The organism is Pedobacter folensis (genome assembly GCF_056490665.1).
Genome location: NZ_JBWJIF010000003.1, coordinates 340,097 through 365,103 on the forward strand (window position 1 = coordinate 340,097; position 25,007 = coordinate 365,103).

The 25,007-nt window shown below is 41.5% G+C and carries 20 protein-coding genes; 11 read left to right on the top strand and 9 right to left on the bottom strand.

Going from position 1 to position 25,007, the window contains the following annotated elements; genetic code table 11:
- Positions 1-59 precede the first annotated feature (59 nt).
- Positions 60-572: a hypothetical protein gene (locus AC04QZ_RS15970; RefSeq protein ID WP_478358584.1), complete on the top strand. Its 513-nt coding sequence runs from the start codon at positions 60-62 to the stop codon at positions 570-572.
- 308 nt (positions 573-880) lie between these two features.
- Here the strand turns inward: AC04QZ_RS15970 and AC04QZ_RS15975 are convergent, their stop codons facing one another.
- Both AC04QZ_RS15975 and AC04QZ_RS15980 read right to left on the bottom strand, forming a co-directional pair.
- Positions 881-3,229, bottom strand: coding sequence for a mechanosensitive ion channel family protein (locus AC04QZ_RS15975; protein WP_478358585.1), 2,349 nt, complete (start codon positions 3,227-3,229; stop codon positions 881-883).
- Between the two features lie 268 nt (positions 3,230-3,497).
- Complete coding sequence (locus AC04QZ_RS15980) at positions 3,498-4,097, bottom strand: GIN domain-containing protein (RefSeq protein WP_478358586.1); 600 nt, start codon at positions 4,095-4,097, stop codon at positions 3,498-3,500.
- A 447-nt stretch (positions 4,098-4,544) separates the two neighbouring features.
- Here AC04QZ_RS15980 and kaiC point away from each other — a divergent pair, with 447 nt between their 5' ends.
- From kaiC to AC04QZ_RS16000, 4 genes are read left to right on the top strand one after another with little or no spacing between them, the layout of a single operon-like run.
- Entirely contained in the window at positions 4,545-6,293 is a 1,749-nt protein-coding gene (gene kaiC / locus AC04QZ_RS15985) for a circadian clock protein KaiC (protein WP_478358587.1), read from the top strand.
- Positions 6,294-6,296: 3 nt separating this feature from the next.
- Positions 6,297-6,584 (top strand): circadian clock protein KaiB, encoded by a 288-nt coding sequence (gene kaiB, locus AC04QZ_RS15990; RefSeq protein WP_478358588.1) that lies wholly within the window; start codon positions 6,297-6,299, stop codon positions 6,582-6,584.
- On the top strand, positions 6,584-6,901 hold the full coding sequence (locus AC04QZ_RS15995; RefSeq protein WP_478358589.1) for a circadian clock KaiB family protein: 318 nt from the start codon (positions 6,584-6,586) through the stop codon (positions 6,899-6,901). Before kaiB ends, AC04QZ_RS15995 begins: the two co-directional genes overlap by 1 nt.
- A 3-nt stretch (positions 6,902-6,904) precedes the next feature.
- A complete protein-coding gene (locus tag AC04QZ_RS16000) occupies positions 6,905-8,674 on the top strand; it encodes a PAS domain-containing sensor histidine kinase (RefSeq protein ID WP_478358590.1) in 1,770 nt (589 codons plus the stop codon).
- Between the two features lie 15 nt (positions 8,675-8,689).
- Here the strand turns inward: AC04QZ_RS16000 and AC04QZ_RS16005 are convergent, their stop codons facing one another.
- On the bottom strand, positions 8,690-9,439 hold the full coding sequence (locus AC04QZ_RS16005) for a hypothetical protein (RefSeq protein WP_478358591.1): 750 nt from the start codon (positions 9,437-9,439) through the stop codon (positions 8,690-8,692).
- A 276-nt stretch (positions 9,440-9,715) separates the two neighbouring features.
- Between AC04QZ_RS16005 and AC04QZ_RS16010 the strand changes: the two genes are divergently transcribed.
- From AC04QZ_RS16010 to AC04QZ_RS16035, 6 genes are all read left to right on the top strand, one after another.
- On the top strand, positions 9,716-11,602 hold the full coding sequence (locus tag AC04QZ_RS16010; RefSeq protein ID WP_478358592.1) for a glycoside hydrolase family 97 protein: 1,887 nt from the start codon (positions 9,716-9,718) through the stop codon (positions 11,600-11,602).
- A gap of 313 nt (positions 11,603-11,915) precedes the next feature.
- Positions 11,916-14,237, top strand: coding sequence for a PSD1 and planctomycete cytochrome C domain-containing protein (locus tag AC04QZ_RS16015; RefSeq protein ID WP_478358593.1), 2,322 nt, complete (start codon positions 11,916-11,918; stop codon positions 14,235-14,237).
- A 3-nt stretch (positions 14,238-14,240) separates the two neighbouring features.
- Positions 14,241-15,692 carry a DUF1501 domain-containing protein gene (locus AC04QZ_RS16020; RefSeq protein WP_478358594.1) on the top strand — a complete coding sequence of 484 codons (1,452 nt, stop codon included), beginning with the start codon at positions 14,241-14,243 and terminating at the stop codon, positions 15,690-15,692.
- A gap of 9 nt (positions 15,693-15,701) precedes the next feature.
- Positions 15,702-16,727, top strand: coding sequence for an NHL repeat-containing protein (locus AC04QZ_RS16025; protein ID WP_478358595.1), 1,026 nt, complete (start codon positions 15,702-15,704; stop codon positions 16,725-16,727).
- Complete coding sequence (locus tag AC04QZ_RS16030; RefSeq protein ID WP_478358596.1) at positions 16,727-18,889, top strand: c-type cytochrome domain-containing protein; 2,163 nt, start codon at positions 16,727-16,729, stop codon at positions 18,887-18,889. The genes AC04QZ_RS16025 and AC04QZ_RS16030 overlap by 1 nt, the downstream gene beginning before the upstream one ends.
- A gap of 51 nt (positions 18,890-18,940) precedes the next feature.
- Complete coding sequence (locus tag AC04QZ_RS16035) at positions 18,941-20,212, top strand: MFS transporter (protein ID WP_478358597.1); 1,272 nt, start codon at positions 18,941-18,943, stop codon at positions 20,210-20,212.
- A 110-nt stretch (positions 20,213-20,322) separates the two neighbouring features.
- Here AC04QZ_RS16035 and pepE read toward each other — a convergent pair whose 3' ends face one another.
- The 6 genes from pepE to AC04QZ_RS16065 all read right to left on the bottom strand — a co-directional run bounded on the left by pepE (position 20,323) and on the right by AC04QZ_RS16065 (position 24,981).
- Positions 20,323-21,018, bottom strand: coding sequence for a dipeptidase PepE (pepE, locus tag AC04QZ_RS16040; protein ID WP_478358598.1), 696 nt, complete (start codon positions 21,016-21,018; stop codon positions 20,323-20,325).
- A 105-nt stretch (positions 21,019-21,123) separates the two neighbouring features.
- The gene (locus AC04QZ_RS16045) at positions 21,124-21,519 is read right to left on the bottom strand and encodes a hypothetical protein (RefSeq protein ID WP_478358599.1); all 396 of its coding nucleotides are present in this window, start codon (positions 21,517-21,519) and stop codon (positions 21,124-21,126) included.
- Positions 21,520-21,716: 197 nt separating this feature from the next.
- Positions 21,717-22,298, bottom strand: a complete 582-nt coding sequence (locus AC04QZ_RS16050) for a WcaF family extracellular polysaccharide biosynthesis acetyltransferase (RefSeq protein ID WP_478358600.1) — start codon at positions 22,296-22,298, stop codon at positions 21,717-21,719.
- The gene (gene xrtY, locus AC04QZ_RS16055; RefSeq protein ID WP_086544935.1) at positions 22,282-22,878 is read right to left on the bottom strand and encodes an exosortase Y; all 597 of its coding nucleotides are present in this window, start codon (positions 22,876-22,878) and stop codon (positions 22,282-22,284) included. The genes AC04QZ_RS16050 and xrtY overlap by 17 nt, the downstream gene beginning before the upstream one ends.
- Positions 22,879-22,899: 21 nt before the next feature.
- Positions 22,900-23,754 (bottom strand): glycosyltransferase family 2 protein, encoded by an 855-nt coding sequence (locus tag AC04QZ_RS16060; protein ID WP_478358601.1) that lies wholly within the window; start codon positions 23,752-23,754, stop codon positions 22,900-22,902.
- On the bottom strand, positions 23,755-24,981 hold the full coding sequence (locus tag AC04QZ_RS16065; protein ID WP_478358602.1) for an XrtY-associated glycosyltransferase XYAG1: 1,227 nt from the start codon (positions 24,979-24,981) through the stop codon (positions 23,755-23,757).
- Positions 24,982-25,007 lie beyond the last annotated feature (26 nt).

The window sequence follows — 25,007 nt, forward strand, 5'->3', positions numbered from 1 at the left end:
AGATATGTAATGTTTACCAGATTATTATAATGTATTTTCGGATTTTTAATTTTACCATCATGACCGAAAACCAAAAGAGCAATGTTTTAGTGAATTTGAACTCTATTTATCATTCGAATCCTACTATGGCGCGCATGGGGTTGGCATTTACACTTCTTCCAATTCTGATCCTGATTCCCGGGTTAATGATTATTTCGTCAATTAATACTGAATATTATCAAAAATATAATTTAGATAAAATTGATAAAGAGGGTAAATTGGTAAAAGGCAAAATCACTAAAATACAGGTTGATAGGATGTTTACAATAAATGATGAGCATCCAAGGGTTATCACTTATACTTACAATGATGGTAAAATAGCTGATAAGATGAAAGTACTCGATCCAGATGTTACGATCAATATGAAAATAGGTGATACTGTTGATGTGAAAAGTTTAGGGAAGGAGTCTAAGCTTGTTAATATAAAAGCTTTTGCTTTCCCTTTTTATATATTTTTTTTACTGCCTCTTATTTTTCTAGTCTTAGGGATCATATTTTTAACGATATTGGTTATCAAACATAAAAAGCCTTAGCTAGTGCAAATGATGTCATTTTCATCTCTTTACTAAAATTCACTTCTTCTGTCATACCAATATCATTAAGTTAAGCGTTTTTTAACCACAGATAAACACGAATTTCCTATCTGTGTGCATCCTTTCTATCTGTGGTTATTTATTTTTGCTCGTGTCGAATGGCTTAACTTAATGAAATTGTTAGTTATATTGACCTAGTTTCATTATCCATCATGCTTTATTACATGTGCTCATGTGCTCAAAATCTGAACATATTGTGGCCATATGTTCAGATTTGAAGAAAAATTGGACATATTAAAAAAAACTAATTATATAATTTCAATCCCCTTTTCTTCAAACACTTCGAAAATCTGCGCATTGATCATGCTTCTGGTGAGATCAGCTTTAGAAATATCCTTACACCAGAAATAAATATTGATATTGCTGTTGAGCTTACTTACCGGGCTAATCATAATAATCGGCTCTTTACTGATAAAAACATTGCTGTTCTCTACAATAATTTCTCTGATCAGGTTTACCACTTCAGTTGAATTAAAGGGTTTGGCAATTGATAAAGAAATATCTACCCGCATCTGGTTATTACTCAGTGTCCAATTGATGATGTTGTTCGATAAAATGGAGCCGTTAGGAATAATAATTTCGGCACCTTCGTCGCTAAGTAGGGTACTGGCGCGTACGCCGATTTCTTTTACCCTTCCTTTTTTATTGCTCAGTTCTACAATGTCACCTATTCGGATCGTTTTATCAAAAATAAGGATAATGCCCGATACAAAATTGCTTACGATATTCTGTAAACCCAGACCAATTCCTACACCCAGCGCACCCAGGATCACCGTTATTTTATCGATTGGCAGTCCGGAGGCTGCAACCGCGATTAAAAAACCGCCAATTAATAACAACAAACGGGTGACCAGTAATTTAGATCGCTCTCCTTTGTTATCATCAAAACTATCATCGCCGGTATCGCCAAAGAAATAAGCAATGTATTTCTGCAAAAAGTTGGCAATCCAGATAATGCCCAAAAACAATACAATGCCGCCAAAGGTAAAAGAGAAACTGCCTATGGTTCTTTTCTCAGTCAGGATTTCCATTACCGATTCATACAGCCCGTTAAAAATATTCAGGTTGGTGGTAAAGATGACAAACCAGATTAGGGTAGCGCCAATACCCGTGAGCCTTTTAAGTCCGGCAATTACTGGCTGCCAGTCGAAATATTCCGGAAATCCCTTTCTGATTCTGCTGCTTTTCATCTGTAGCAAAAAGGCTTCTACCAATACTTTGGCCAGGATGGTTAACGATATGGCGTTTAAAAGCGAGCTTACCCCGGTAGAATAAAAAATCTGCGTGAGGGTAAAGCGGCCAAATAGATTACAAAAGGTAGCTATGATGGCAAAGACAACATAAATAAAACCCGTGGTCAGGATCATTTTATATCGTTTGGTTTGCTCATCGAGCATTTTCCATACCATAATGCCATAGGCCACCGAACTGGTCGTGAGGAACAGCAGCAGCCAGCGCTGGTATCTTGGTGGCATACCCAGAAGGCGTAAAAAAACAGGAGCAAGAAGGAGTACCACAAATATGCACCAATGGTAAAATAACTTTGCGCTTAGCTTTTTGCGGAAAAATACCGTGAGCAAAATAGCCAGTATAATCTCCACCGCTTCTATGTAAAGTGCAGGCGCACGCAGATCGAAGATTGGCGCCAGTGCAAAGAGCATAATAAAGGTGATGAGGTAAGGCTGCGGACTGATCAGCGAAAAACCATCAAGGGTTTCTAAACGGCCACGCTGTTTTACACTTCTGAAATTGAAGAACACCCAAAAGAAAAATATGGTACAAGTGAACAGCAACAAGAGCCGGCTGCTTCGGGTATATACGAAATAATAGCCCGATATTTCCTGCTCTCCTTTGATAAACCTGCGAAAGCCCATGCTTCTATTGGCCCTTTTGTTTACCGATTCCCATAAGTAACGGCGCTCTTTACCAAAAGCTTTAATGCTCACCGCATCGAGCTGACTGTCGGTCAGATACATTAACTCTTTAATATTGATTAGGTTAGAAGAGGTTCTGGCCTGCAGATTGTTAATTGATAAGGTAGTTGTTTTCAATAAACTATCCATCACTACCCGTTTCTTCTTTAACTCTGCAAACTGATCTTTAAACATCACCTGAATGGCAGGCACAGTAAATATTTTAATCAGTACGGTATCTTTACGCAGGTTCAGAATCTCGGTTTTTAAAGCCCGTAGCTCTTTTTCATATTCGTCAAGGTCTGATAAACAATCTTTGTTATTGCTTTGTAGTTCTTCCAGCAGGGTTTGGTCCATCTGCAGGTTTTGCAGGTTTGGTGACCTGTCGCTTTGTGTTAAGCGGCTTTTAAGCAGTGCCAGTGCGGCTTCATCCTGCGTTAAATGTGCTTCTATGGGCTTAAGTTTCTTAAATGAGCCAACAGTAACCGGAACTTTATTAACGGTTTCAAATACTTTTTCCAGGTGCGTGAGATAATCACCCCTGGTCAAGGTAGCAGAATCGGAGAGAATAGCTACATCCTGACCTTTATCTTGCTGGGCAAACACATGAGCAGAAAAAAACAGGATAAAAAGTAAGGATATGGAGTTCCGGATGGCCGGGTAAAAAGAATTTCGTGTTATCATCTAGCTTAAGCAGTAGTGAATATTATCTTTTATTGAAAATATGGGTTTTCAAAAATAGGGATTAGAATTGATTTTCTGAGCGTATCACTTCGGCCACATTCTTTGGCCATTTCTTAAATTGCCTTACTGTAAAGCGAAACCAGTTTCAGACCAATGGTGAAGTTGTGTGCGGATAAGACCACAGGAAGACTTATTTCTGAACAAAAATTTCAACAAAAAAAAGGGCGGCAAAATATTTTTGCCGCCCTTTACTAATATTGTAATAAACTTATTTTGCTAATGAAGCTGTTTGTTCTGTACCAGTTACTGGAGAGCTCATTTGTGTTTTCAATGCTGCAAACCTGTCAAGATTCAATTTTGGAGTGCTTCCCATTACTAAGATATGTTCTCCTGTAGCTCCGCTTAATTTTAAATCTGCACGGCCTTCAATTACAGTATATAAACTTTCTGTATCAGAATCGATTTCAGCAACCGCATTTCCTTTTAAAAACAACTGTAGGTATTTAGCATCTAATTTACCAGCTGTTTTTACTACTGCAGTTTCAGAAGCCTGTACTCTGTAGATATTGTTTACATAAACCGTAATCTTAGCGGTATTTCTATCTGCCGAACTAATTTTTAATGCATGTCCATCCTGGATTACTTTTACTTTACCAGTGTTATCATCATTGTAGCTTACGCCTTCTTTTTCTCCTTGTATCAATGTAATTTCTACATTTCCACTTACGATAACCTGGCTGATGTTTTTAGGTGCCGACATTTTAACTGGCTGTTTTTCGCCTGCCATTACATTTGTTGAGAAAATAGCAGAACTTAAAACGATAGCTGCTAATACTGATTTTGTTAGGGTTTTGATTGAGGTTTTCATAATGCTGTTATTTATATTTTTAATTAATATTTTGTGATTGTTTTGTAGATAAGACGCCACTATGGGCAAAACGTTGCAGCAGAAAATGCTCAATTATACCAACGCAGTGTAATTCTCGACGAACGGGTTTAAAAATCGGGCGAAAAGGAGTTCGTTTTTAGAGATCATTCTGGTTCGGGTGCGTATTATCCCAATGATTTGGGATCAACATGGTTATAGGCGGTATCAATAATTGCAGGACAGACCTGAAATGATCAGCGGTACAATGATGAATCTTGCAGCCTACTGTTATAACTTATGGTGAAAGTTATTTTAAAAGCACTTCAACTTTTAGATCGGATATAAGTGTGCTGGAGGCAAACATTTTTTTATATTCCCTGTTTGTTTGAAAAGAGCTGATCTGAGGTTATAATTAATTAATAGATTTAGGCTTTAAAATTTAAATGAATGGCTAAAGTAAAAAAGCAGTCGGAAACGCGCTCATCAGGTACAATTCCTAAAACACTTACTGGTATTTCCGGACTTGATGAAGTCACGCTGGGGGGGCTGCCCTCGGGAAGGCCTACACTTGTCTGCGGCGAAGCGGGTTCTGGAAAAACACTTTTTTCCATAGAGTTCATCGTAAAAGGGGCACTGGATTATAACGAACCCGGCGTATTTATGGCTTTTGAGGAAAAAGCCGAAGAACTTAAAGCAAACGTAGCCTCACTCGGATTTGATCTGGATCGCTTAGAAAAGGATAAGAAAATAAAGTTGGATTATGTGCATATCGACCGTTCGGAAATAGAAGAGACCGGAGAATATGATCTGGAAGGACTTTTCATTCGCCTGGGTTATGCCATTGACAGTATAGGCGCGAAAAGAGTTGTACTGGATACCATCGAGAACTTGTTTTCGGGGCTAAACAACGCTGCAATATTACGGGCAGAGATCCGGAGGCTTTTTCAGTTTCTAAAATCGAAAGGGGTTACTGCAATCATCACAGGGGAGCGCGGTGGAAATGGACTCACCCGCCAGGGACTGGAAGAGTATGTGTCAGACTGTGTGATTTTACTTGACCATAGGATTATCAATCAGATTTCCACCAGACGACTTAGGATTGTAAAATACCGCGGATCGGTTCATGGAACCAATGAGTACCCTTTCCTGATCGATGATGAAGGCATCTCGGTACTTCCGGTTACCTCTTTGGAACTGAATCATGAGGTTTCTTCGAAAAGCTTGTCTTCAGGTATTCCTGCACTTGACAAAATGCTGGGAAATTCTGGCTTTTATAAAGGGAGTAGCATATTGGTTTCAGGTACGGCTGGAACTGGCAAGACCAGTATAGCGGCTACATTTGCCAATTCTACCTGTGCGCGAGGCGAAAAATGTCTTTTCTTTGCTTTCGAAGAGTCCCCAAAACAAATTATCAGGAACATGCGCTCTATTGGTGTTGATCTTCAAAAACATGTAACCAAAGGGACCCTGGAATTTTATGCTTCACGCCCTACTTTATATGGCCTGGAGATGCATTTGGTAGCGATTCACAAGGCGATCAAAAAATTCAAACCCTCAGTGGTTGTGCTTGATCCGATCACCAACCTGATCACGATCGGATCTGTAAGTGAGGTGAAAACCATGCTTGTGCGTTTAATCGACTTTCTACAGGCTGAGCAGATTACGGTAATGTTTACGGCACTTACCCTCAATACTATCGTGAACGAACAAACAGACGAGGGTGTGTCTTCGCTTGTTGATGCATGGTTATTGATCCGGGATATCGAGAGCAATGGCGAAAGGAACAGAGGCCTGTATATCATGAAATCAAGGGGCATGAAACATTCCAACCAGATTAGGGAATTTGTCATTACCGATCAGGGACTTGACCTGATGGACGTATATCTTACCGAAGATGGTGTGCTTACCGGATCGGCAAGAGAGGCACGGGTATTGTTAGAGCAAACCGGTGAAGTGATCCATGCCCAGGCAGTCAGCCGGAAAGACAGGGAACTGGAACGTAAGCGGAAAATTTTACAAGCAAAGATTGAAAGTTTAAGGTCAGAATATGAATCTGCAGAAGAAGAGCTTAATAAAGTTTATGTAGAGGAGGCCTTAAAAAAACAGATTATGGGAGAGACCATAAGCAAGATAGCCGATATGCGCAGGGGAAATACGGGTAGAGAAGAACAAAATATAAATAAAAAAAAGAAATAAATAGTGGGTAAAGCATACGAACTCCGGCTGTATGTAGCCGGTAAAACGAGTAAATCGGTAGCGGCACTGGAAAACCTGAAGAAGCTCTGCGAAGAACATCTGAAGGGAAAATATAGCATTGAGGTGATCGACCTTTTGGAAAAACCACAACTGGCTGAAGGTGATCAGATATTTGCAATTCCGACACTGGTGAAAAAAGTGCCTGAACCCGTTCGCAAAATTATAGGTGACCTTTCAAATGAGGAAAAGGTTTTAGTGGGACTGGATATACGTACAAAGGTTAATAATTAATGATGTCTACAGGAAATCCAGATCATCCAGATAGTACCCCAGGCGCAGAATTTTTTTCGCTTAGGCTTTTCATTGCAGGTGCATCACCGGTTTCCGCAAGGGCAATTGTTAATATCCGTGCAATCTGCGAGGAATTTATTGCCGGCAGGTATGAGCTGGATATTATTGATGCACATCAGCAACCCTTACTGGTACAGCAGGAGGACGTTACCGCCATTCCGATGTTGATCAAAAAATCACCTCTTCCTATCAGAAAGCTTATCGGTGATTGTTCAGATCGTGAAAAAGTATTGAAGGGCTTGGGTATCAGGTATTAAATTATGCAGAAGACAAGTGAACATATTCAGCTTGAACGTGCCTATGAGGAACTTCGTCTCCAGCTGGAGGAAGCGAACGATATCATCCAGGCCATCCGCTCGGGAGAAGTTGATGCCCTGATTGTAAATGGTGAAGATGGACATCAGCTCTTCACGCTCAAGAGTGCTGATCATACCTATCGGATTTTTATCGAACAGATGACCGAAAGCGCACTCACCCTTGATGGGTCCGCCCGGATATTGTATTGCAATTCACAGCTGGCCAGGCTTTTGGAACTACCTTTAGAAAAAGTTATCGGCCGAAACTTTTTGACATTTTTTTCAAGAGAAGACCAGGCGATTGTAGAAGAGCTGATCAATAGTGCCTGGCAGGCAGATACTAAAGCAGAAATCAATATTATAAGCAGTTCAGGCATCTATTTGTCCGTGCAGCTTTCTTTGAAAGTGCTTAATCTTGATGAAGGTACCGCGCTAAGTGTCATTGTTACTGATCTGAGCGAGTTGAAGAAAAACCAGCTGCTTTTAGAAACCAGGAATAAGGAGCTTGAAGCAGCAAGACGAACGGCTGATGAACTTAATGAAAATCTTGAAAATACCGTCAGGCTAAGGACAAGGGAACTGGAAGCGATCAATGAAGAGCTCGCAGCAGTTAATGATCTTCAGACAGAAATCAACGATAAACTTAATGATGCACTTCACGCCTTAAAGGAAAGTGAAGATAACCTGCAATCGGCCTTCGATGCCGCTGAGCTGGGCAGTTGTAACCTGGATATTAAAACAGGACGGGCAGAAGTGTCACAAAGATTCAGGGAACTTTGCGGTATGCCATTGGAAGAAGAGGTGAACCGGTCAATGGTGCTGGCTTGTGTTGATACTGAATACCTTTCCGATCTCGAGCAGGCTTTTCAGGATTGTATCAATCTTAGAAAACCATTGGATTATACCTATCCGATCAGGCATCTTATTTCAGACGAGCGCCGTTGGGTAAGAATAGTTGGCAAGGCTAAAAAAGGCAGTAATGGCGATTTTGATAGCATTTATGCCGTGCTGATGGATGTAACAGATCAAAAACGCGACGAACAGCGGAAGAATGACTTTATTGCAATGGTGAGCCACGAACTTAAAACACCGCTTACTTCCATGAAAGGTTATATCCAGGTTATGCAGCTGAAAGCCAGGGGTAATCAGAATAGCTTTGAAGATAAAGCCCTGCAGCGAGCTGAACGCCAGGTGAATAAAATGACAAGCATGATCAATGGTTTCCTTAACCTGTCACGTCTGGAGTCAGGCAAAATGTTGATGGATTTTCAGCCCGTAGAAATGTCTGTGCTGCTTGAAGAAGTGCTTGAAGAATATATGGCCACGGTAAACAGCCATAACATAAAATTTGCCTTCCAGCCAGGGTTTTTTGTGAGCGTGGATAGAGACAAGCTTGGACATGTGGTTAATAACCTGATCAGCAATGCGGTGAAATACTCACCTGTTGATAGTGAAATAACTGTAGACTGTTATCTTGAAGGTGAGACCGCCGTATTCCGGATTAAGGATCATGGAATGGGAATAGATGAAAACGATATTCCAAAGCTTTTCGAACGGTTTTACCGGGTAGAAAGTAACCGGATGAGCACTGTTGCCGGTTTTGGAATAGGACTTTATCTGTCTGCGGAGATTATTCACAGACATGGCGGGAAAATATGGGCAGAAAGCCAGATAGGGAAGGGATCTGTTTTTTATTTTAGCCTGCCTTTAATTAATTCTTCCATAAGTCTTTAGGCTTAAATCATAGCACTAAAATTTAATTGATAGTTTCTCCGAAACAAGAACATTGTTTTTGTAGTACTCGAAAAACCAGCTTCCATTCTTTTTTAAAACGACACCATTTGCATTCCCATTGTTCGAAATATAACAATCCTCTGCTGAAGTTTTGAGTAAAGTCATTACAATTTTAGGCGTCGCGTCTATTAGTTGATAGCCATTGCTAATGGGTTGTGCATATAATAATCCTTCTTGTTGTTCTGTTTTGACAGCTACTGGCTCATTAACGGGTACAGGGGCGGTTTTAGCTGCTGTATTTACCGTGGTTGGTGCCGGGCTGGTAACCACAGTCGGGTTGCCCGCTATATATTTAAAATCGTTGAAGGAGGTGAAAGCATCTCTCAGCGCCAGATTATACGAAGTTTCATATTCTTTTTCCCTGCTTTTGCCTGCCTTGCTTTTGATCACTACAGCGCCCTTACAATCTTTAAGCAAAAGCGTAAGGTTGGTCACGAACATACTGTTGTTTTCCTGCAGTTCTACAATCAGGGCCTTGCATCTATCGCCTGCAATTTCTTCAGGTATCTCCGAATTATCAAAATATACCGTAAAACCTTTCTCCTCAAAAAAAGACTTGGTCAGGGTATTTAAACCATATTGATTAACCTGCTTTAAAAAATTGAATTTCTCGGGCACGATAATGTATTTGTAATTGCCTGCATTAGACTGTGCCTGTACAGAAAAAGAGATGGCTAAAAGGATAATAAAAAGATACCTTTTCATAACGGTTAATGGAGTTTGGATAAGATTCCGCCTCAATTTATAGAATGAAACGGAGAAAATCAAATTTTATGCTCCACATCCAATATTATCTAGAAATTAGCTGCAGATTTCTTATCATTGAGCCAGCCAAATATCTTATTGACATGAAAATCATCCAAACCAAACAGAAAATTGTTCTGCTTAAAGAAGTCGTAGTAGAGCATTCAGGCTTCATTGCTCACCGCTAACCCACCATACAAATTAAATGTTGATCCCGATCGCACAGACAAAATAAACATGAATAAGTTTCTTACCATACTGTTTTTGATAACATTTAGCCGGTTTGTACAGGCAAAAGAAGTTAAGATTTTGAGCCCGGACAAAAAAATAGTCCTAACCCTTAGTACGGAAATGCAAAGTAAATCTGCATTAAACTATAGTGTTACGTTTCAGGGAAGTGTTGTCCTATCACCATCACCGCTTGGGCTTGAACTTGAAGGAGAAAGACCTTTGTCCGCTCATCTGGAAATTGTTTCAGTTAGCCAAAAACTAGTGAATGATACCTGGAAACCGGTTTACGGAGAGAAAAATATATATACTAATCACTATAGGGGACTAACCATCAGGTTTAAGGAAAATACAAAACCTTTCCGTTCTTTTTCGATGGATTTTCGCTTATACAATGAAGGACTGGCCTTTCAATATAACATCGATACCAAAAAACCGGTAACGATTACCCGTGAGCTTACTGGTTTTCAATTTACCCGGGATCATGCTTCATGGATAGCCAGGGAATCGCAGGCAAGTTATACCAGGGGGCGTGTGAGCAAAACACCAAATGGTACTGAGCGTCCTTATGTGATTGAAATCGACCCAAAATGTGTGGTAGCGCTGGGCGAAGCTGCTTTGACCAATTATGCACAGATGAAATTTGAACGTTCTCCAAAAGACAGTTTGTTGATAACAGCAGCATTAAATGGAAAATCGGTTTTTGATAGCAGTTTTTCAACACCTTGGCGTTATGTAATGATTGCTGAATCACCAGGAAGGCTATTAGAAAACAACTATTTCATCCTAAACTTAAATAAACCATCTTCATTGAAGGATGTATCTTGGATAAAACCTGGAAAGGTAATCCGCGAGGTCACTTTAACAACAGCTGGAGGCAAGGCCTGCATAGATTTTGCTGCCAAACATCATCTCCAGTATATAGAGTTTGATGCCGGCTGGTATGGTCACGAATATGATAACGCATCCAGCGCGCTTGCCGTAAATGTAGACGCTTCAAGGTCTCCAGGTCCATTGGATCTAAAGGAAGTTATCGCTTATGGAAAAAGCAAAGGTGTTGGGGTAATCCTCTATGTCAATCAAAGAGCGTTAACAAAACAGATCGATACAATCCTGCCTCTGTATAAATCCTGGGGCGTGGCAGGATTAAAATATGGCTTTGTAAATGTAAATTCACAGCAGAATATGAAATGGCTTCATGAGGCCATCAAAAAAGCAGCAAATCATCAACTGATGCTGGATATTCACGACGATTACCGCCCAACAGGTTATTCGAGGACTTATCCGAATTTAATGACCCAGGAGGGCGTGCGTGGTGATGAAGAAAGTCCTGATAGCAAACAGGCATTAAGCACCATGTTTACCCGGATGCTGGCTGGTGCTGCCGATGCTACAAATTGTTATTTTGCGCCAAGGGTAGATCAAATGGGCTCGCATGCCTCGCAAATGGCGAAAGCAATCTGTTTATATAGCCCATGGCAATTCGTTTATTGGTATGACCGTCCTGCTGATGCACCCAGGGCTAAGGGAGGGGCAGGATCGGCAGCTTCCGTAATAGATGAAATACCTGATCTTAGTTTTTATGATGCTTTGCCAACTGTATGGGATGATACCAGGGTACTCGGTGGGAAAATAGGTGAATACGGTACTATAGTCAGAAAAAATGGAAACGATTGGTACCTGGGTACAATGACCGATCAATCAAGAAGTTTCACTTTACCGCTTAATTTTCTAGACAAAAAAACAAAATACGAAGCCACGATTTATACCGATGATGCTTCACTACAAACGGCCACAAAAATTCTGATCAGGAAAATAGAGGTTGATTCTTCAACCGTGCTGTCGTTTGATTTAAAAGCAAAAGGTGGAGAGGCTATTATTTTCAGGGCATTATAAAAATAGCCGATTACGATACCATCTGGTTTTTACACTTGCAAAAAAAACATAAGTAATTGTCAAATTACTTGTAGTTGGGCGCCCATTATATTTGAACCTTTATAAAATTAAGAATGCCGGATGTTTTTTCTTTGGCGTTTATGTTGCTGATAAAGATTGCAAGATTTTGAGCTTACTGTGCTGTTTTATAGTAAGATAGTCCATCGTAATGAGTAGGATAATCCATTGTGTTAATCGTTTTAGTTATTTATAATTATACCAGCCCTACCGATGATCATCTCATCAGCGAGGACCGAAACCAAATATAATCAGTATGAACCGCAGGCTTATTTATATAATGCTGTTGTTTTCGGCTATTGTGTATGCGATACAGGCATGCAATAGCTCATCAACGAGCCAGATCGCCGAGGAGCAGGTGCCTGATAGCATCAGTTACAATTTTCATGTCAGGCCGATTCTGTCCGATAAGTGTTTTATCTGCCACGGCCCCGATGCCAATAAACGTGAAGCAGATTTAAGATTGGATATCGCTGAAGAAGCCTATAAAGCTTTGAAAGATAAACCCTCTGCGCACGCATTAGTCCCGTTTAAGCCCCTGTCCTCTGAACTTTTTTTGCGCATATCTAGTCAGGATTCAACGCAGCTTATGCCTCCTAAATCCTCTAATCTCAAATTAACCGCACATGAAATTGCCGTCATTGAGAAATGGATCAAGCAAGGCGCTAAATATGAGCGGCACTGGGCCTTTACGCCCCCAAAAAGTCCGCGGATCCCAAAAGTAGAAAATAAAGAGTGGGCAAAAAATGAAATCGATTATTTCATCCTGCAGAAACTGGAGCAAAAAGGGTTAAAACCAAATGAGCAGGCAGACAAAGAAAGGTTATTAAAACGCGTCAGCCTCGACCTTACCGGCCTGCCGCCCGACATGGAGACGATGAATAGATTTATGGCCGATAATAGTAGTAGTGCTTATGAAAAGGTTGTAGAATCGCTCATTCAGCGCCCCGCCTATGGAGAGAAGATGGCATTACATTGGCTGGATGTAGCCCGTTATGCCGATTCGCACGGTTACCAGGATGATAACTATCGCAGTCAATGGCCCTGGAGGGACTGGGTCATCCATGCATTCAATACCAATATGCCCTACAAGCAGTTTATCACCTGGCAATTGGCGGGAGATCTGATGCCCAATGCCACTAAAGAGCAGCTACTCGCTACGGGATTTAATCGCAACCACAAAATCACCGAAGAAGGTGGGGTGATAGATGAAGAATACCGCGTTGAATATGTAACAGACCGGGTAAATACCTTTGGCAAAGCCATGCTGGCCGCAACCATTGAGTGTGCGCATTGCCACGATCATAAGTATGATCCCTTCTCTCAAAAGGAATACTATCAGTTATATGCTTTTTTTAACAATGTTAAAGAAGTCGGACTTCAATCAACTGTAGGTGGCCCTGAAACCTATGCGAAAAAGCCACTGATGGAAATCAGTAATGAGGACATCAAAAAGATCCTAAGCTTTGTAAATAAGAAAGATACCAATAGACTGATTGTATCGGTAATGGGTGATAGAGATACCCTGCGTAAGACCTACATCCTCAACAGGGGTGTTTACGATGCGCATGGACAAGAAGTACAGGCGGGTACCCCGAAATCGTTGCTCGCTTTCAGCGATAAGTATCCCAAAAACCGCTTAGGTTTAACCCAATGGCTTTTCGATAAGCAAAATCCACTTACTGCAAGGGTATTTGTGAACCAGATCTGGCAGGAATTTTTTGGACGCGGCATTGTTAAAACCTCAGGTGATTTTGGGATGCAGGGTGAACTTCCCTCTCATCCAGAGCTATTGGATTGGCTGGCTGTAGATTTTATGAACCATGGCTGGAACATCAAACGACTGGTTAAACAGATTGTGCTGTCGGCAACTTATCGTCAGTCGGCAATCGTATCCAAAGAGAAATTAAAAACCGACCCTGAAAATATTTTGCTCGCACGCGCGCCACGTTACCGCATCCCGGCGGAATCTATTCGAGATGTGGTACTCGCCAGTAGTGGTTTATTGGTGAAAACCATAGGCGGCCCAAGCGTAAAACCTTATCAGCCTGCCGGCCTTTGGGAAGGAGCAACATCCGGGCGGGGTATATTGGCCGCTTACCGGCAAGACCATGCTGAAGACCTGTACCGCAGGGGCATGTATACCTTTATCAAACGTACAGTTCCACCACCTTCAATGGGTATTTTCGATGCCAGTAACCGCGATCAGTGCGAGGTGAAACGCTTAAACACCAACACCCCGCTTCAGGCCCTGGTGATGTTAAATGACCCTACGGTACTGGAGGCTTCACGCGTTCTGGCAGCAAAGCTTTTACAGGAAAAGAATACGACTGAGGCAAAAATCAGGAAAGCATTCAGGCTGATTGTATGCCGCATGCCGAACGAAAAGGAGATAAAACTGCTCACTTCTTATTATGCAGATCAGCAAAAGGTATTTCAGCAGGGGAAAGATGCAGAAAAAGTATTGGCCGTGGGCGAATATCCCCTTGCTAAAAACGTCAGTAAGGTCACGCTGGCTGCAATGATGGAGGTGATTACCACCATTTATAATTTAGAGGAAACCATTACAAAAACCTGATATATGGAAAAGGATTTTTTAGAACATGGCCTTAACTTTAACAGGCGCCGGTTCCTGTCCAGGTTAAGTTTAGGACTTGGAAGCGTTGCCCTGGGCTCCTTATTAATGCCCGATCTTTTTTCAGGGGGCATGGATGATGGCGATATTTTAGCCGGTCTTCCCGATTTTGCACCAAAAGCCAAAAGAGTAATCTACCTGTTCCAGAACGGGGCGCCCTCACAGCTGGAGTCTTTTGATTATAAACCCAAACTCAGGGAGATGATGGGGCAAGAACTTCCGGCATCCATCCGTGCCGGACAGCGGCTTACCGGGATGACGGCCAATCAGGCATCCTTCCCGCTGGTGGGATCCTATTATGATTTTAAACAATATGGCGAATCCAGGGCTTGGATAAGCGACCTGTTTCCGCATACAGCAAAGGTAGTTGATGATATCTGTATCATTAAATCCATGTTTACCGAGGCGATAAACCATGATCCGGCTTTAACTTTCTTTCAAACCGGTGCACAACAAGGCAATAGGCCAAGTATGGGGGCCTGGCTGAGTTACGGGCTGGGCAGCGAAAATAAAAACCTGCCGGCTTTTACTGTTCTGCTCTCACGCGGCAAAGGTAACGGGCAAGGGGTATACTCGAAATTATGGACAAACGGATTTTTGGATTCAACCCATCAGGGGGTACACTTCAGCAGTGGTGAAGATCCAGTACTCTACCTTAAGGATCCTGAAGGACTGAACAGGTTTGAAAGGAGAAAAATGCTCGATAAGCTGGCGGAGATGAACGATCTTTCCTACAAAGAGTTTGGTGATCCGGAGATCAATGCAAAAGTGCAGCAATATGAAATGGCCTACCGGATGCAGACTGCTGTGCCCGAAATCACCGACCTTTCCAAGGAACCGGATGACATCATCAAACTCTATGGCTCAGACTGCCTGGTACCGGGAACCTTCGCGGCCAATTGTCTGATTGCCAGAAAATTAAGTGAAAACGGTGTCCGCTTTGTACAGCTCTACCATCAGGGATGGGACCAGCATGGAAACCTGCCTAACGAAATGGCCGGGCAGGCAAAAGATGTAGATCAGGCTTCTGCTGCATTGATTACCGATTTAAAGCAACGTGGGTTATTGGATGAAACCCTGGTGATTTGGGGTGGTGAATTTGGCAGAACCAATTACTCTCAGGGTAAAATGACCAAAGACAATTACGGGCGCGACCATCATCCACGCTGTTTCAGCATATGGATGGCAGGTGGGGGCGTAAAACCCGGGATCGTGCATGGCGAATCAGATGAATTTGGCTATAACATCATTAAAGACCCTGTACATGTGCATGATTTTCAGGCTACTGTTTTGCACCAACTCGGATTAAACCACGAGAAACTGATTTTCAAACATCTGGGCCGCCGCTACAGGCTAACCGATGTATCCGGTAAGGTAATCAATGATATTTTAATATAGATTCCGTTTATGGACAGAAGAAAATTTATAAAGCATACTACAGTAGTTTCTGCGAGTTTTTTTATTGCCAAAGATCTGCTGGCAAAACCTAAGGGACCTGTATATGGGCATAACAACATGCGTTATATGCTGGATAACAAGTGGGGACAATTGAATCCTTTGCAACATCCGGTAAACGATTGCCATGAGATGGTACAGGATGCTAAAGGAAGGATTATCCTGCTGACCAACGAGACTAAAAACAATATTCTCATTTATAATAAATCCGGCAAACTACTTGACTCATGGGGACATGAATTTCCTGGTGGCCATGGGCTTACCCTGGCAAAAGAAAACGGGAAGGAATTTCTTTTTATTACCGATACAGCGCGCAATCAAGTCTATAAAACCACATTGGATGGCAAGATCCTGATGACCATCGACTGCCCGATGGAAACCGGACTGTATAAAAAGAAAGAGGAATTTGTTCCTACTGAAACCGCGGTAGCTGATAATGGCGATTTTTTTATTGCAGACGGTTATGGCCAGCAGTATGTATTTCATTATAGTGCCGATGGTAAATTACTCAGTTATTTCGGGGGCCGGGGAACGGAAACCAAACACCTTGACAATGCCCATGGGGTGTGTATTGATAAACGAAATGGAACACCATCGTTACTGGTCACAGACCGTGCCCGCAACTGTTTTAAACGTTTTGATCTGCAGGGTAACCTGAAAGAAGTTATCACCCTCCCTGGCGCCTGTGTTTGCAGACCGGTGATCAAAAATGACTACCTGTATGCAGCGGTATTACGCTCACCTGATTTGGGTAAGGATGGAAGCGGCTTTATGACCATTTTGGATAAAAACAATAAAGTGATATCCAATGTTGGCGGAACGATCCCGGTTTACAAAGATGGTGTATTGCAGCCAATGGCTCAGGCCGAAAAGATATTGTTGAATCCACATGATGTCTGCGTGGATAATGATGAAAACCTTTATGTAGCGCAGTGGGCATCAGGAAAAGTTTATCCTTACAAATTCACACGCATATAATGAAGATCACGCTCAAGGGTTTTGCAGAGAATGTGCTGTTCATGGCAAATGCCTTTATTATTTTTTTGCTGGTATTTGGCAACAGGATTACAGTGCCATATTGGTTACAGCCTTTGGGAAGGATGCACCCTATGGTATTACATTTTCCGATCGTTATTTTGCTATTGGCGATGCTGCTGGAGTTTTTCCGTTTTAAAGATACCTATGCCAAAGAAAAACTCTACCATGATTTTACTTCCTGGCTACTGCTTGCTGGTACCCTTTTTTCTGCAGTAACGGTTATCATGGGGCTCTTCCTCTCGAAAGAGGAGGGCTATTCCGGAACTATTTTACAATGGCACAAATGGACAGGAGTAGGTATCGTTTTTATCACCACCTTTATTTATTACTGCAGGAATGCTGCCTGGTATAAACTGCCTGTAGCAAGAAGTGGTGCTGTGCTTACCATACTTTCGGTAATCTTTGCCGGCCATTATGGCGCGGCACTAACCCACGGCGATAATTTTGTGCTCGAACCGGTAAGTAGCCCTGCAGAAAGCGCTAAAGTTCCACTGGAGCAGGCAAAAGTATTTGAAGATGTGGTGATGCCGATATTTTCTCAGAAGTGTCTAAGTTGTCACAATATCGAAAAGGCTAAAGGCAATCTGATCATGGATAATGCCCAGGCAATTCTTAAAGGCGGGAAAACGGGGAAGCTCTTTGTGCCCGGCAAACCTGAGCTTAGTTTGCTAATAGAACGGATACACGTGCCATTGGATGAAAAAAAACATATGCCTCCAAGAGGAAAATCCCAATTGACCGAAAAAGAAATACAGCTTTTAAAACTTTGGGTAAAAAACAATGCCGAAATGAAGAAGAAAGTCGTGGACTTGCCTGCAACTGATTCTTTAAGGTTATTGGCAACGACCTTTTTGGCTCCTGCCGAAGCGCCCGAAGAGAAATTCGAATTTGCTGCAGCAGATGAAGCCACTGTTAAAAAGTTAAACAATAACTACAGGAATGTTTATTCCTTAGCGAAGGAATCGCCGGCACTGGCCGTGAATATTTATAATAAAAGTGTTTATAAACCGTCGGTGTTGAAGGAGCTGGGTGAGGTTAAAAAACAGATCATATCCTTAAACCTGAGCGGAATGCCGGTAAGCGATGACGACCTGAAGATCATTGCCGGCTTCGAAAACCTGCGTAAATTGAACCTGAATTTTACGAACATCACAGGGACGGGATTAAAACATTTGGTCATCTTGCCTCATTTAAATGCATTGTCGCTCTCTGGTACCAAAGTCAGTTATAATCTTGTCAAACAGGTTATGAATATGCCTGGCCTCAGGCAGCTAACTTTATGGAACATGGGCCTGAGTGGGGCAGAAGTGTCTCAGCTACAAAAACTAAACAAGAACATAACTGTAGTAGCTGGTTTTAAGGATGATGGAAAACATCCCGTTAAATTAAACAAACCACGCCTAAATACGGATATAACTGTTTTCAAAGATGCGATTACTTTGCAGATGAAACATCTGATCAACGGGGTTAAAATCAGGTATACTACAGATGGAACTGAACCCGACAGCCTAAAATCCCCAATCTATAACAAAGAAATTGTCCTGAGCGGGAATACAACCATAAAGGCTAAAGCATATAAAGCCGGCTGGTATGGAAGTGATGTGCTGGTTGCTAATTTTTACAGGAGCACCTATAAACCCGATAGCATATCATTTTTATTGCCGGCCAATGAGAAATACAGGGCCGGTGGAGCAAAGGTTTTGATCGACAATCAATTGGGAGATTATGATTTCAACCTGGGTAAGTGGATCGCTTTCAGGGAAAATAATATGGAGGCGATGCTGTATTTTAAGCAACCCGTAACCCTGCAGTCGATAACCTTACATGTGATGAAGCAGATACAACCGTACATATTCCCACCTACCGATGTGGAGGTATGGGGTGGGGCAACTCAGAATAAACTGCATTTATTGGGAAGGTTAAGACCCGATATCCCCAAAAAAATGGAGGAACGGGAGTTCATTAAAATTGAGGCTAAGTTCAAGTCGCAGCGTATTTCCTGTCTGAAAATTGTGGCCAAAAACCTCAAGAAACTACCTGAATGGCATCCGGCTAAGGGACAACCAGCCTGGCTCTTTGTAGATGAGCTATTTCTGAATTAAGAAAAAAACTTTTGTTCATTCCAAAATTAAAACCAATATAAACCTAAACATATGCTTAACATTCAAACGACCAAACTATTCTGGGCAAGCTGCCTGGCATTATTGGTAACTTCCCTTTCCTTCGGTATCCGTGCCGGGATCATGAACCAGCTGGGGACCGATTTTCAATTAAGTACCAGTCAGTTGGGCACCATTACAGCTGCGGCCTTCTGGGGATTTCCGCTGGCCATTGTGGTTGGAGGATTTGTAGTTGATATGATCGGAATGAAACGTTTGCTGGTGATGGCCTTTATCTTCCATCTGGCCGGAATCGTCCTCACTATTTTTGCACAGGGTTACTGGAGCCTGTTTTTATCGACCCTATTGATTGGCATAGCCAACGGTACGGTAGAGGCCGCCTGTAATCCGCTGGTTGCTGCTTTGTACCCTGAAAATAAAACCACTCGCTTAAATCATTTTCACCTGTGGTTTCCCGGAGGTATTGTGATTGGCACTTTGCTGGTGACTTTGTTTGTTCAGCTTGGACTGGGCTGGAAGGTACAGGTTGCCATGATGATTATTCCAACTTTGATTTACGGGTACCTGTTTTCAAAACTGGATTTTCCGGTTACGGAAAGGGTGTCCTCTGGTTATTCCAGTTCAGATATGTATAAAGCAGTACTTTCGCCATTGTTTATTTTTATGTTCATTTGCATGTTCGGTACTGCCATTACCGAATTGTTTACTGGTCAATGGATCGGTTTACTACTCAAAAACGTAACGGACAATGCTATTTTATTACTCACCCTGACTACCGGAATTATGGTAATCGGCCGCGGTTTTGCCGAACCTGTGGTTCACCGTCTTGCTCCTCAGGGTGTATTGCTCTTATCGGCAATATTTGCTGCGGCTGGGCTTTACATGTTGAGCACTTTTACCGGAAATTCCGTTTTCTTCGCAGCCATTATCTTCGGTATAGGTGTTTGTTATTTCTGGCCAACGATGATCGGTTTTGTGGCCGAGAATGTTCCTAAATCGGGAGCCCTGGGCCTAAACCTGATGGGCGGGGCAGGAATGTTTGCGGTTTCTATTTATACGATGTTTATGGGAAGTTTTTACGATAACCTGATCGTTAAACATTTACCTTCCGGAGCCTCGCTTGACACTTATTTAAAAGCGCCGGAAAGTTCAGCATCAGGGCAGGCGCTGGCCAATGCTAAAAATCTGGCAGGCCCTGAAATCCTGCAGACGACACTGATTATCCCTCTAATATTGATCATAGCTTTCGGCGGAATGGTGATATATCTTCGTTCACGAAAAAAGAGCAGATCCGTAGCTTTATAATTAAAATGTAAATGACTTTGTAATATCTCCGTTTTACCGGTAAGAAACATAATAGCTACAAGTTGATGATCCTAATTCCATCCTCACTTGTAGCTATTTAGCGTATTATTTTACAATAACGAACTACCTGGTGAAAGCTCATATGGGGCTTTTCCTGCTTCAAAAATCCTGGTATCTTCACTTCCCTGCGTAGTAATTTCCTTTCCCAAAATCCTGATCCAGTTGCCTTCGCGCAGCCCCACTACCTTTATGTTATTCTGCGTTAGAAATTCCATGATCCTGGTTTCTCTGGTTTCCCCGTTATGTTTTAACTCCGGATTTGGGTCAAGGTAATGCGGGTTAAGGTTGAAAGGAACCAGGCCCATGCAATCAAAAGAAGGAGGATACACAATTGGCATATCATTGGTGGTTTTCATATTCAAACCGCCAATATTGCTTCCGGCGCTACAACCCAAATAAGGTTTGCCCAATTTAATGTTTTCACTTAAGGGACTCATCAGTCCTAACTCATGCAGGGTTTTGACCAGCAGAAAAGTATTGCCTCCACCGGTAAAAAAGCCTTTGGCAGCATGGATGGCTTTAATGGGCTCATTAAATTCGTGCAGGCCTTTAACACAGATATTAAGTTTTGAGAAAAAATCGCGGGCTTTGTCCGTATATTCTTCATGCGAAATACCTCCCGGCCTAGCAAAAGGAATAAATATAATTTCATCTATCCCGGAAAAGAGTGTAATAAGCTCATCTTTTAGGTATTCCAGATAATTGCCGCCAAACAGCGTAGAGGTAGAGGCAAGGATAACATTCATTTTGTTTTGGATTGCTTTCGGCAATTATACTATTTTTCCATTAAAATAGCTGTCCTTATGATCCAACATGCTTAAAACGTGTTTTCTTGATGCTTCAAATAAAAACTAATGCTGGGCGTTAGGTAGCCCTGTTGCAGAAAGATACCTCCTTCGCTCATTTATCCACACTTTTAGCTTTGGGACAATAAAAAGGATTGCAAAGGCCAGTATGGAAATGATCGCCTGTAAAGAGAGGTTTATCTTGGTCACCGGATGAATATCTGCATCACCCATTACGACGTAAAGGCGGTATACGCTCCTGATAATGATTAAGACCAGCAAGTATTTGCTCCATTCGAACCTGCGTTTGATCAGGATAAAAAGCAGATAGCGCGTGATGAGGATTGATATAAAGATAATCAGCTCCTGCGCACTCTTGTAATCGTAGAAAAAAAGATTTACGATCCCGATTAAAAAAGTAATTAAAATAAGATTAGAAGATAAGGAATACTTATTCTTCATTAATTTAAAATTTATCACTTAACTAGGTTTTGGACGACAGACAGTACAAATGTCTAGATAATTTCTTTATATCAGGTAATTTCTTGTGCCAAAGAAATGTAAATCTGTTGATATTTATCAATATAATGAGCTAACGACAAAAAAAAGCGGATTACTTTTTGGCAATCCGCTCAGTCTATTCTGTTTGAGTTAAAGTATTATCGCTGCATTACGCGTTCTTTAACCTTCAGGGCAGGGTTGCCCTGGTAAATAACATAAGGCAATAAGTCTTTTGTTGCCATGCTTCCCATCGTTAAAACCGCATGACTGTGCAAGGTTACACCAGGGCCAACTTTAGCTGCGGCACCTATCCAAGCACCATCTTCCAGCACAATAGGACCAGTCATTAAGTCAAAATTTGTGCTGCTATAATTGTGATTTCCGGTAATCAGAACAGCCTGCTGCGAAATACAGCAGTTTTTGCCGATTTTTACCTGGTCCAGGTTGTCTATATAACAATCAGCCAGCCAGCTATAGTCGTCAATTTCCAGTTTCCATGGATATTTAATGTGAATACCAGGCTTGATGCGCACCTCTTTACCCACCCTGGCACCGAATAAGCGTAACAAAGCAACCAATACCGAGCTGACTGGCATGATGCGGCTCTTAAAAAAGATAACATCTGTAAAGTACCATAAAAACTGCTTAACAATAGAAGCGCCCACCTTAAAATTGCCGGTATCAAAATCTTTATGTAGCTGTGTTTTTAGCAAAATTTCCGCTTTATCTGTTGTTGGCAATGGTTTGATTTTTAGCTAGTTTGTTGCTTTTTCTGATCCACAAATATAACATCGCGAAAATGCAGATGTATACAATAATATTGAAAATTTCATGGTGATAGGTGAAATTGTTCCGCTGCGATTTAAAGAATCCGAGCAATACGCCCAGGCCTGCAATACGCAATACATTCAGAACGTAAATCGCAATAAAACCGATGATGAGCATTTTAAAAGTCGATTTCCATGATGCAGGAAAAGCAAGTACGAAAGCGGCTAAAAAACTCATCACACCAAGGCCAAGGCACGAATAATTAACGCGGAGATAGGGGCCGGCCACAACCATTACATCCATTTCGTTATAAATGGCATAAAAGCCAAAAGCTTTGATAATCCATACGGCAGGTACAATTAAGGCTGTTTTCAAGCCCTGGATATAATCAAAGTGATCAGCAATATAGGCATTATGAAATCTGGAACCAGGTGTCATTACACTATTCATAAACAGATTACCCTGGCTGAACAGGATATATAAGATAAACAGGGCAACCACAAATTTGATGGCCTTTTTATTCGCTTCTTTTTTTGCTTCTTCTGGGGTCATATATTATCGGCATTTATAAATTTAACTACTGTTTTTTTGAATGACTTTAATTTTTTTATCTACCAGTTTTCTAAACCAGAAACCTTGAAGATAATGGAATTTGATACCTGTGGCGCCTTCAAATATACCCAGTTTAAAAAACATCCGGTAACTAAAGTAAAGATAGGGGCGAAATCCAAGAGGGAGTTTCCACCACAATTGTTTTAACCATGCCCGTTTTTCGTCAGGGCTGCCCAATAAGTTAGGCTTTAAACTTTGTGTACGCAGCTTCAACATCCTTTCTACTTCTTCCAGTGCAACCAGGTCACTGTAGCGTTCGTGTTTAGCTTTCCAAAAGGTTATATCGTTTTCTTTTAAGTTTTCTTCTAAAATCCATCCTTTTTTCCAGATTTCGGTTTTCCCCGGTACAATAAAGCGGTGATCCATATTCTCGTTCAGATCAGAAAAACCGACCCCGGTCCTGAACATTTTTAAAAGGTAAAAGGGATAAAAGGTGCCAAACCTGATCCAGCTTCCCTGAAAGAAATTTTTGCGGTTAAAGTAAATACCATTAACATCAGCATGATCTTCCTCTTTAAAGTTGGCCAGCATTTCGAACAGCTCAGGGGTAACCGTTTGATCCGCATCCAGGCCGATCGTCCATGGTGTTTCTATTTTAAAATTTTTTAATGCGAAATCCCATTGTTTTGGGTGATTTATAAAAGGATTTTGTTTTACCTCAGCGCCATAGTGTTTAGCGATTTTTAAGGTTTCGTCGGTACTTCCGCTATCTAAAATGAATATGCTGGCATTTAGTTTTTTAATCGATTCCAATAATCTGGGTAGATGTATCTGCTCATTAAAGGTTAATATGATAAAACTAAAATTTTGATTCATTTAAGGATTAATTCCTGATGGAGTAGCTAAAATTTCTTCGTAAAAGTCGATGTATTGTTTAGCCAAAACATCATCGTTAAAATCGGTATTGATTTGTAATGGAGCAGTCGTCCTGATTGCCTTTCTTTTTTCAATATCCAGCTGGGCCGAAATTATTCCGGTTTTGATCTCTTCAATGTTTAGACCGGTAATCCATCCCAGGTTTTTATCTGCCACATAATCAGCCAGACCAACAAATTTGCTGATCAACACAGGTGTGCCCACGCTTAAACTTTCAACCACCACATTAGCGAAATTTTCGTTATAAGAGGTGAGCACAGTTAAATCATGAGCGGCCATTAAGTTAAACTTATCCTCATTACTGACCAGTCCGAGCCAATTAATTCGTGCGCTAAGTTTTAGCTTTTCAGCCTTGTCTTTTAAACCTTGTATATATTCTTCCTGCCCTGTGCCTCCAATAGTTAATCTCCATGGAATATCGACAAGAGTTAAGGCGTCAAAAAGTAATTCAAGCCCTTTCTTCTCTTCAATACGGGAGAGGAAGAGTAAGCGAAATATGTCATTAGTTGATATCTGAAAACTGGAAGTTGAAAACTGAAAGCTGACCAAATTAGGAATGACTTTGATGCTTTTTGGCGTAATTATTTTAAGGATATCTGTCTTCTCCTGTTCGCTGGTGGCGTGAATATGGCAATATTTTAATAATTGTTTACCCAGTAAGTTGTGAATGATTTTTTTCGAAAGGGAATTCCGGTTACCAAATGTATAGGAGGTGAGCATTCCACGCGGTGATAAAATAACGGGGACTTTATACCACCTGGCCACTAAACAGCTTAATACCGAAACCAAATTCCACCAGGCATGAATGTGGATAATGAGTTTGGCGTTTGGCGTTTGGCGTTTAGTATTATTGTCATCCTGAGCCTGTTGACGGATCTCTTTCCTTAGTCTCAGTAACAACCCGGGCGAAAAATGACTGTGATCTTTTGTCCAGCGTTTAAAATAAGTAACCTTTACACCCTCAACCAGTACAGGTTTACCTATTGCCACATCTAGCTCATTTGTTCCATTTGCCGTTGTCGTTAATATCTGCACATCATTAATGCCTAAGTCCTCACCGCTCACCGCTAACCCAATTAAGGCTTCGCACAACTTCCCAACACTCTGTATAGGCCCGCCGTAAATGTACGCCGGTTTGTAAGAAGCAGTAATGTGAATAATTTTCAATGTAAATTCTTTAAAACAACTAACCC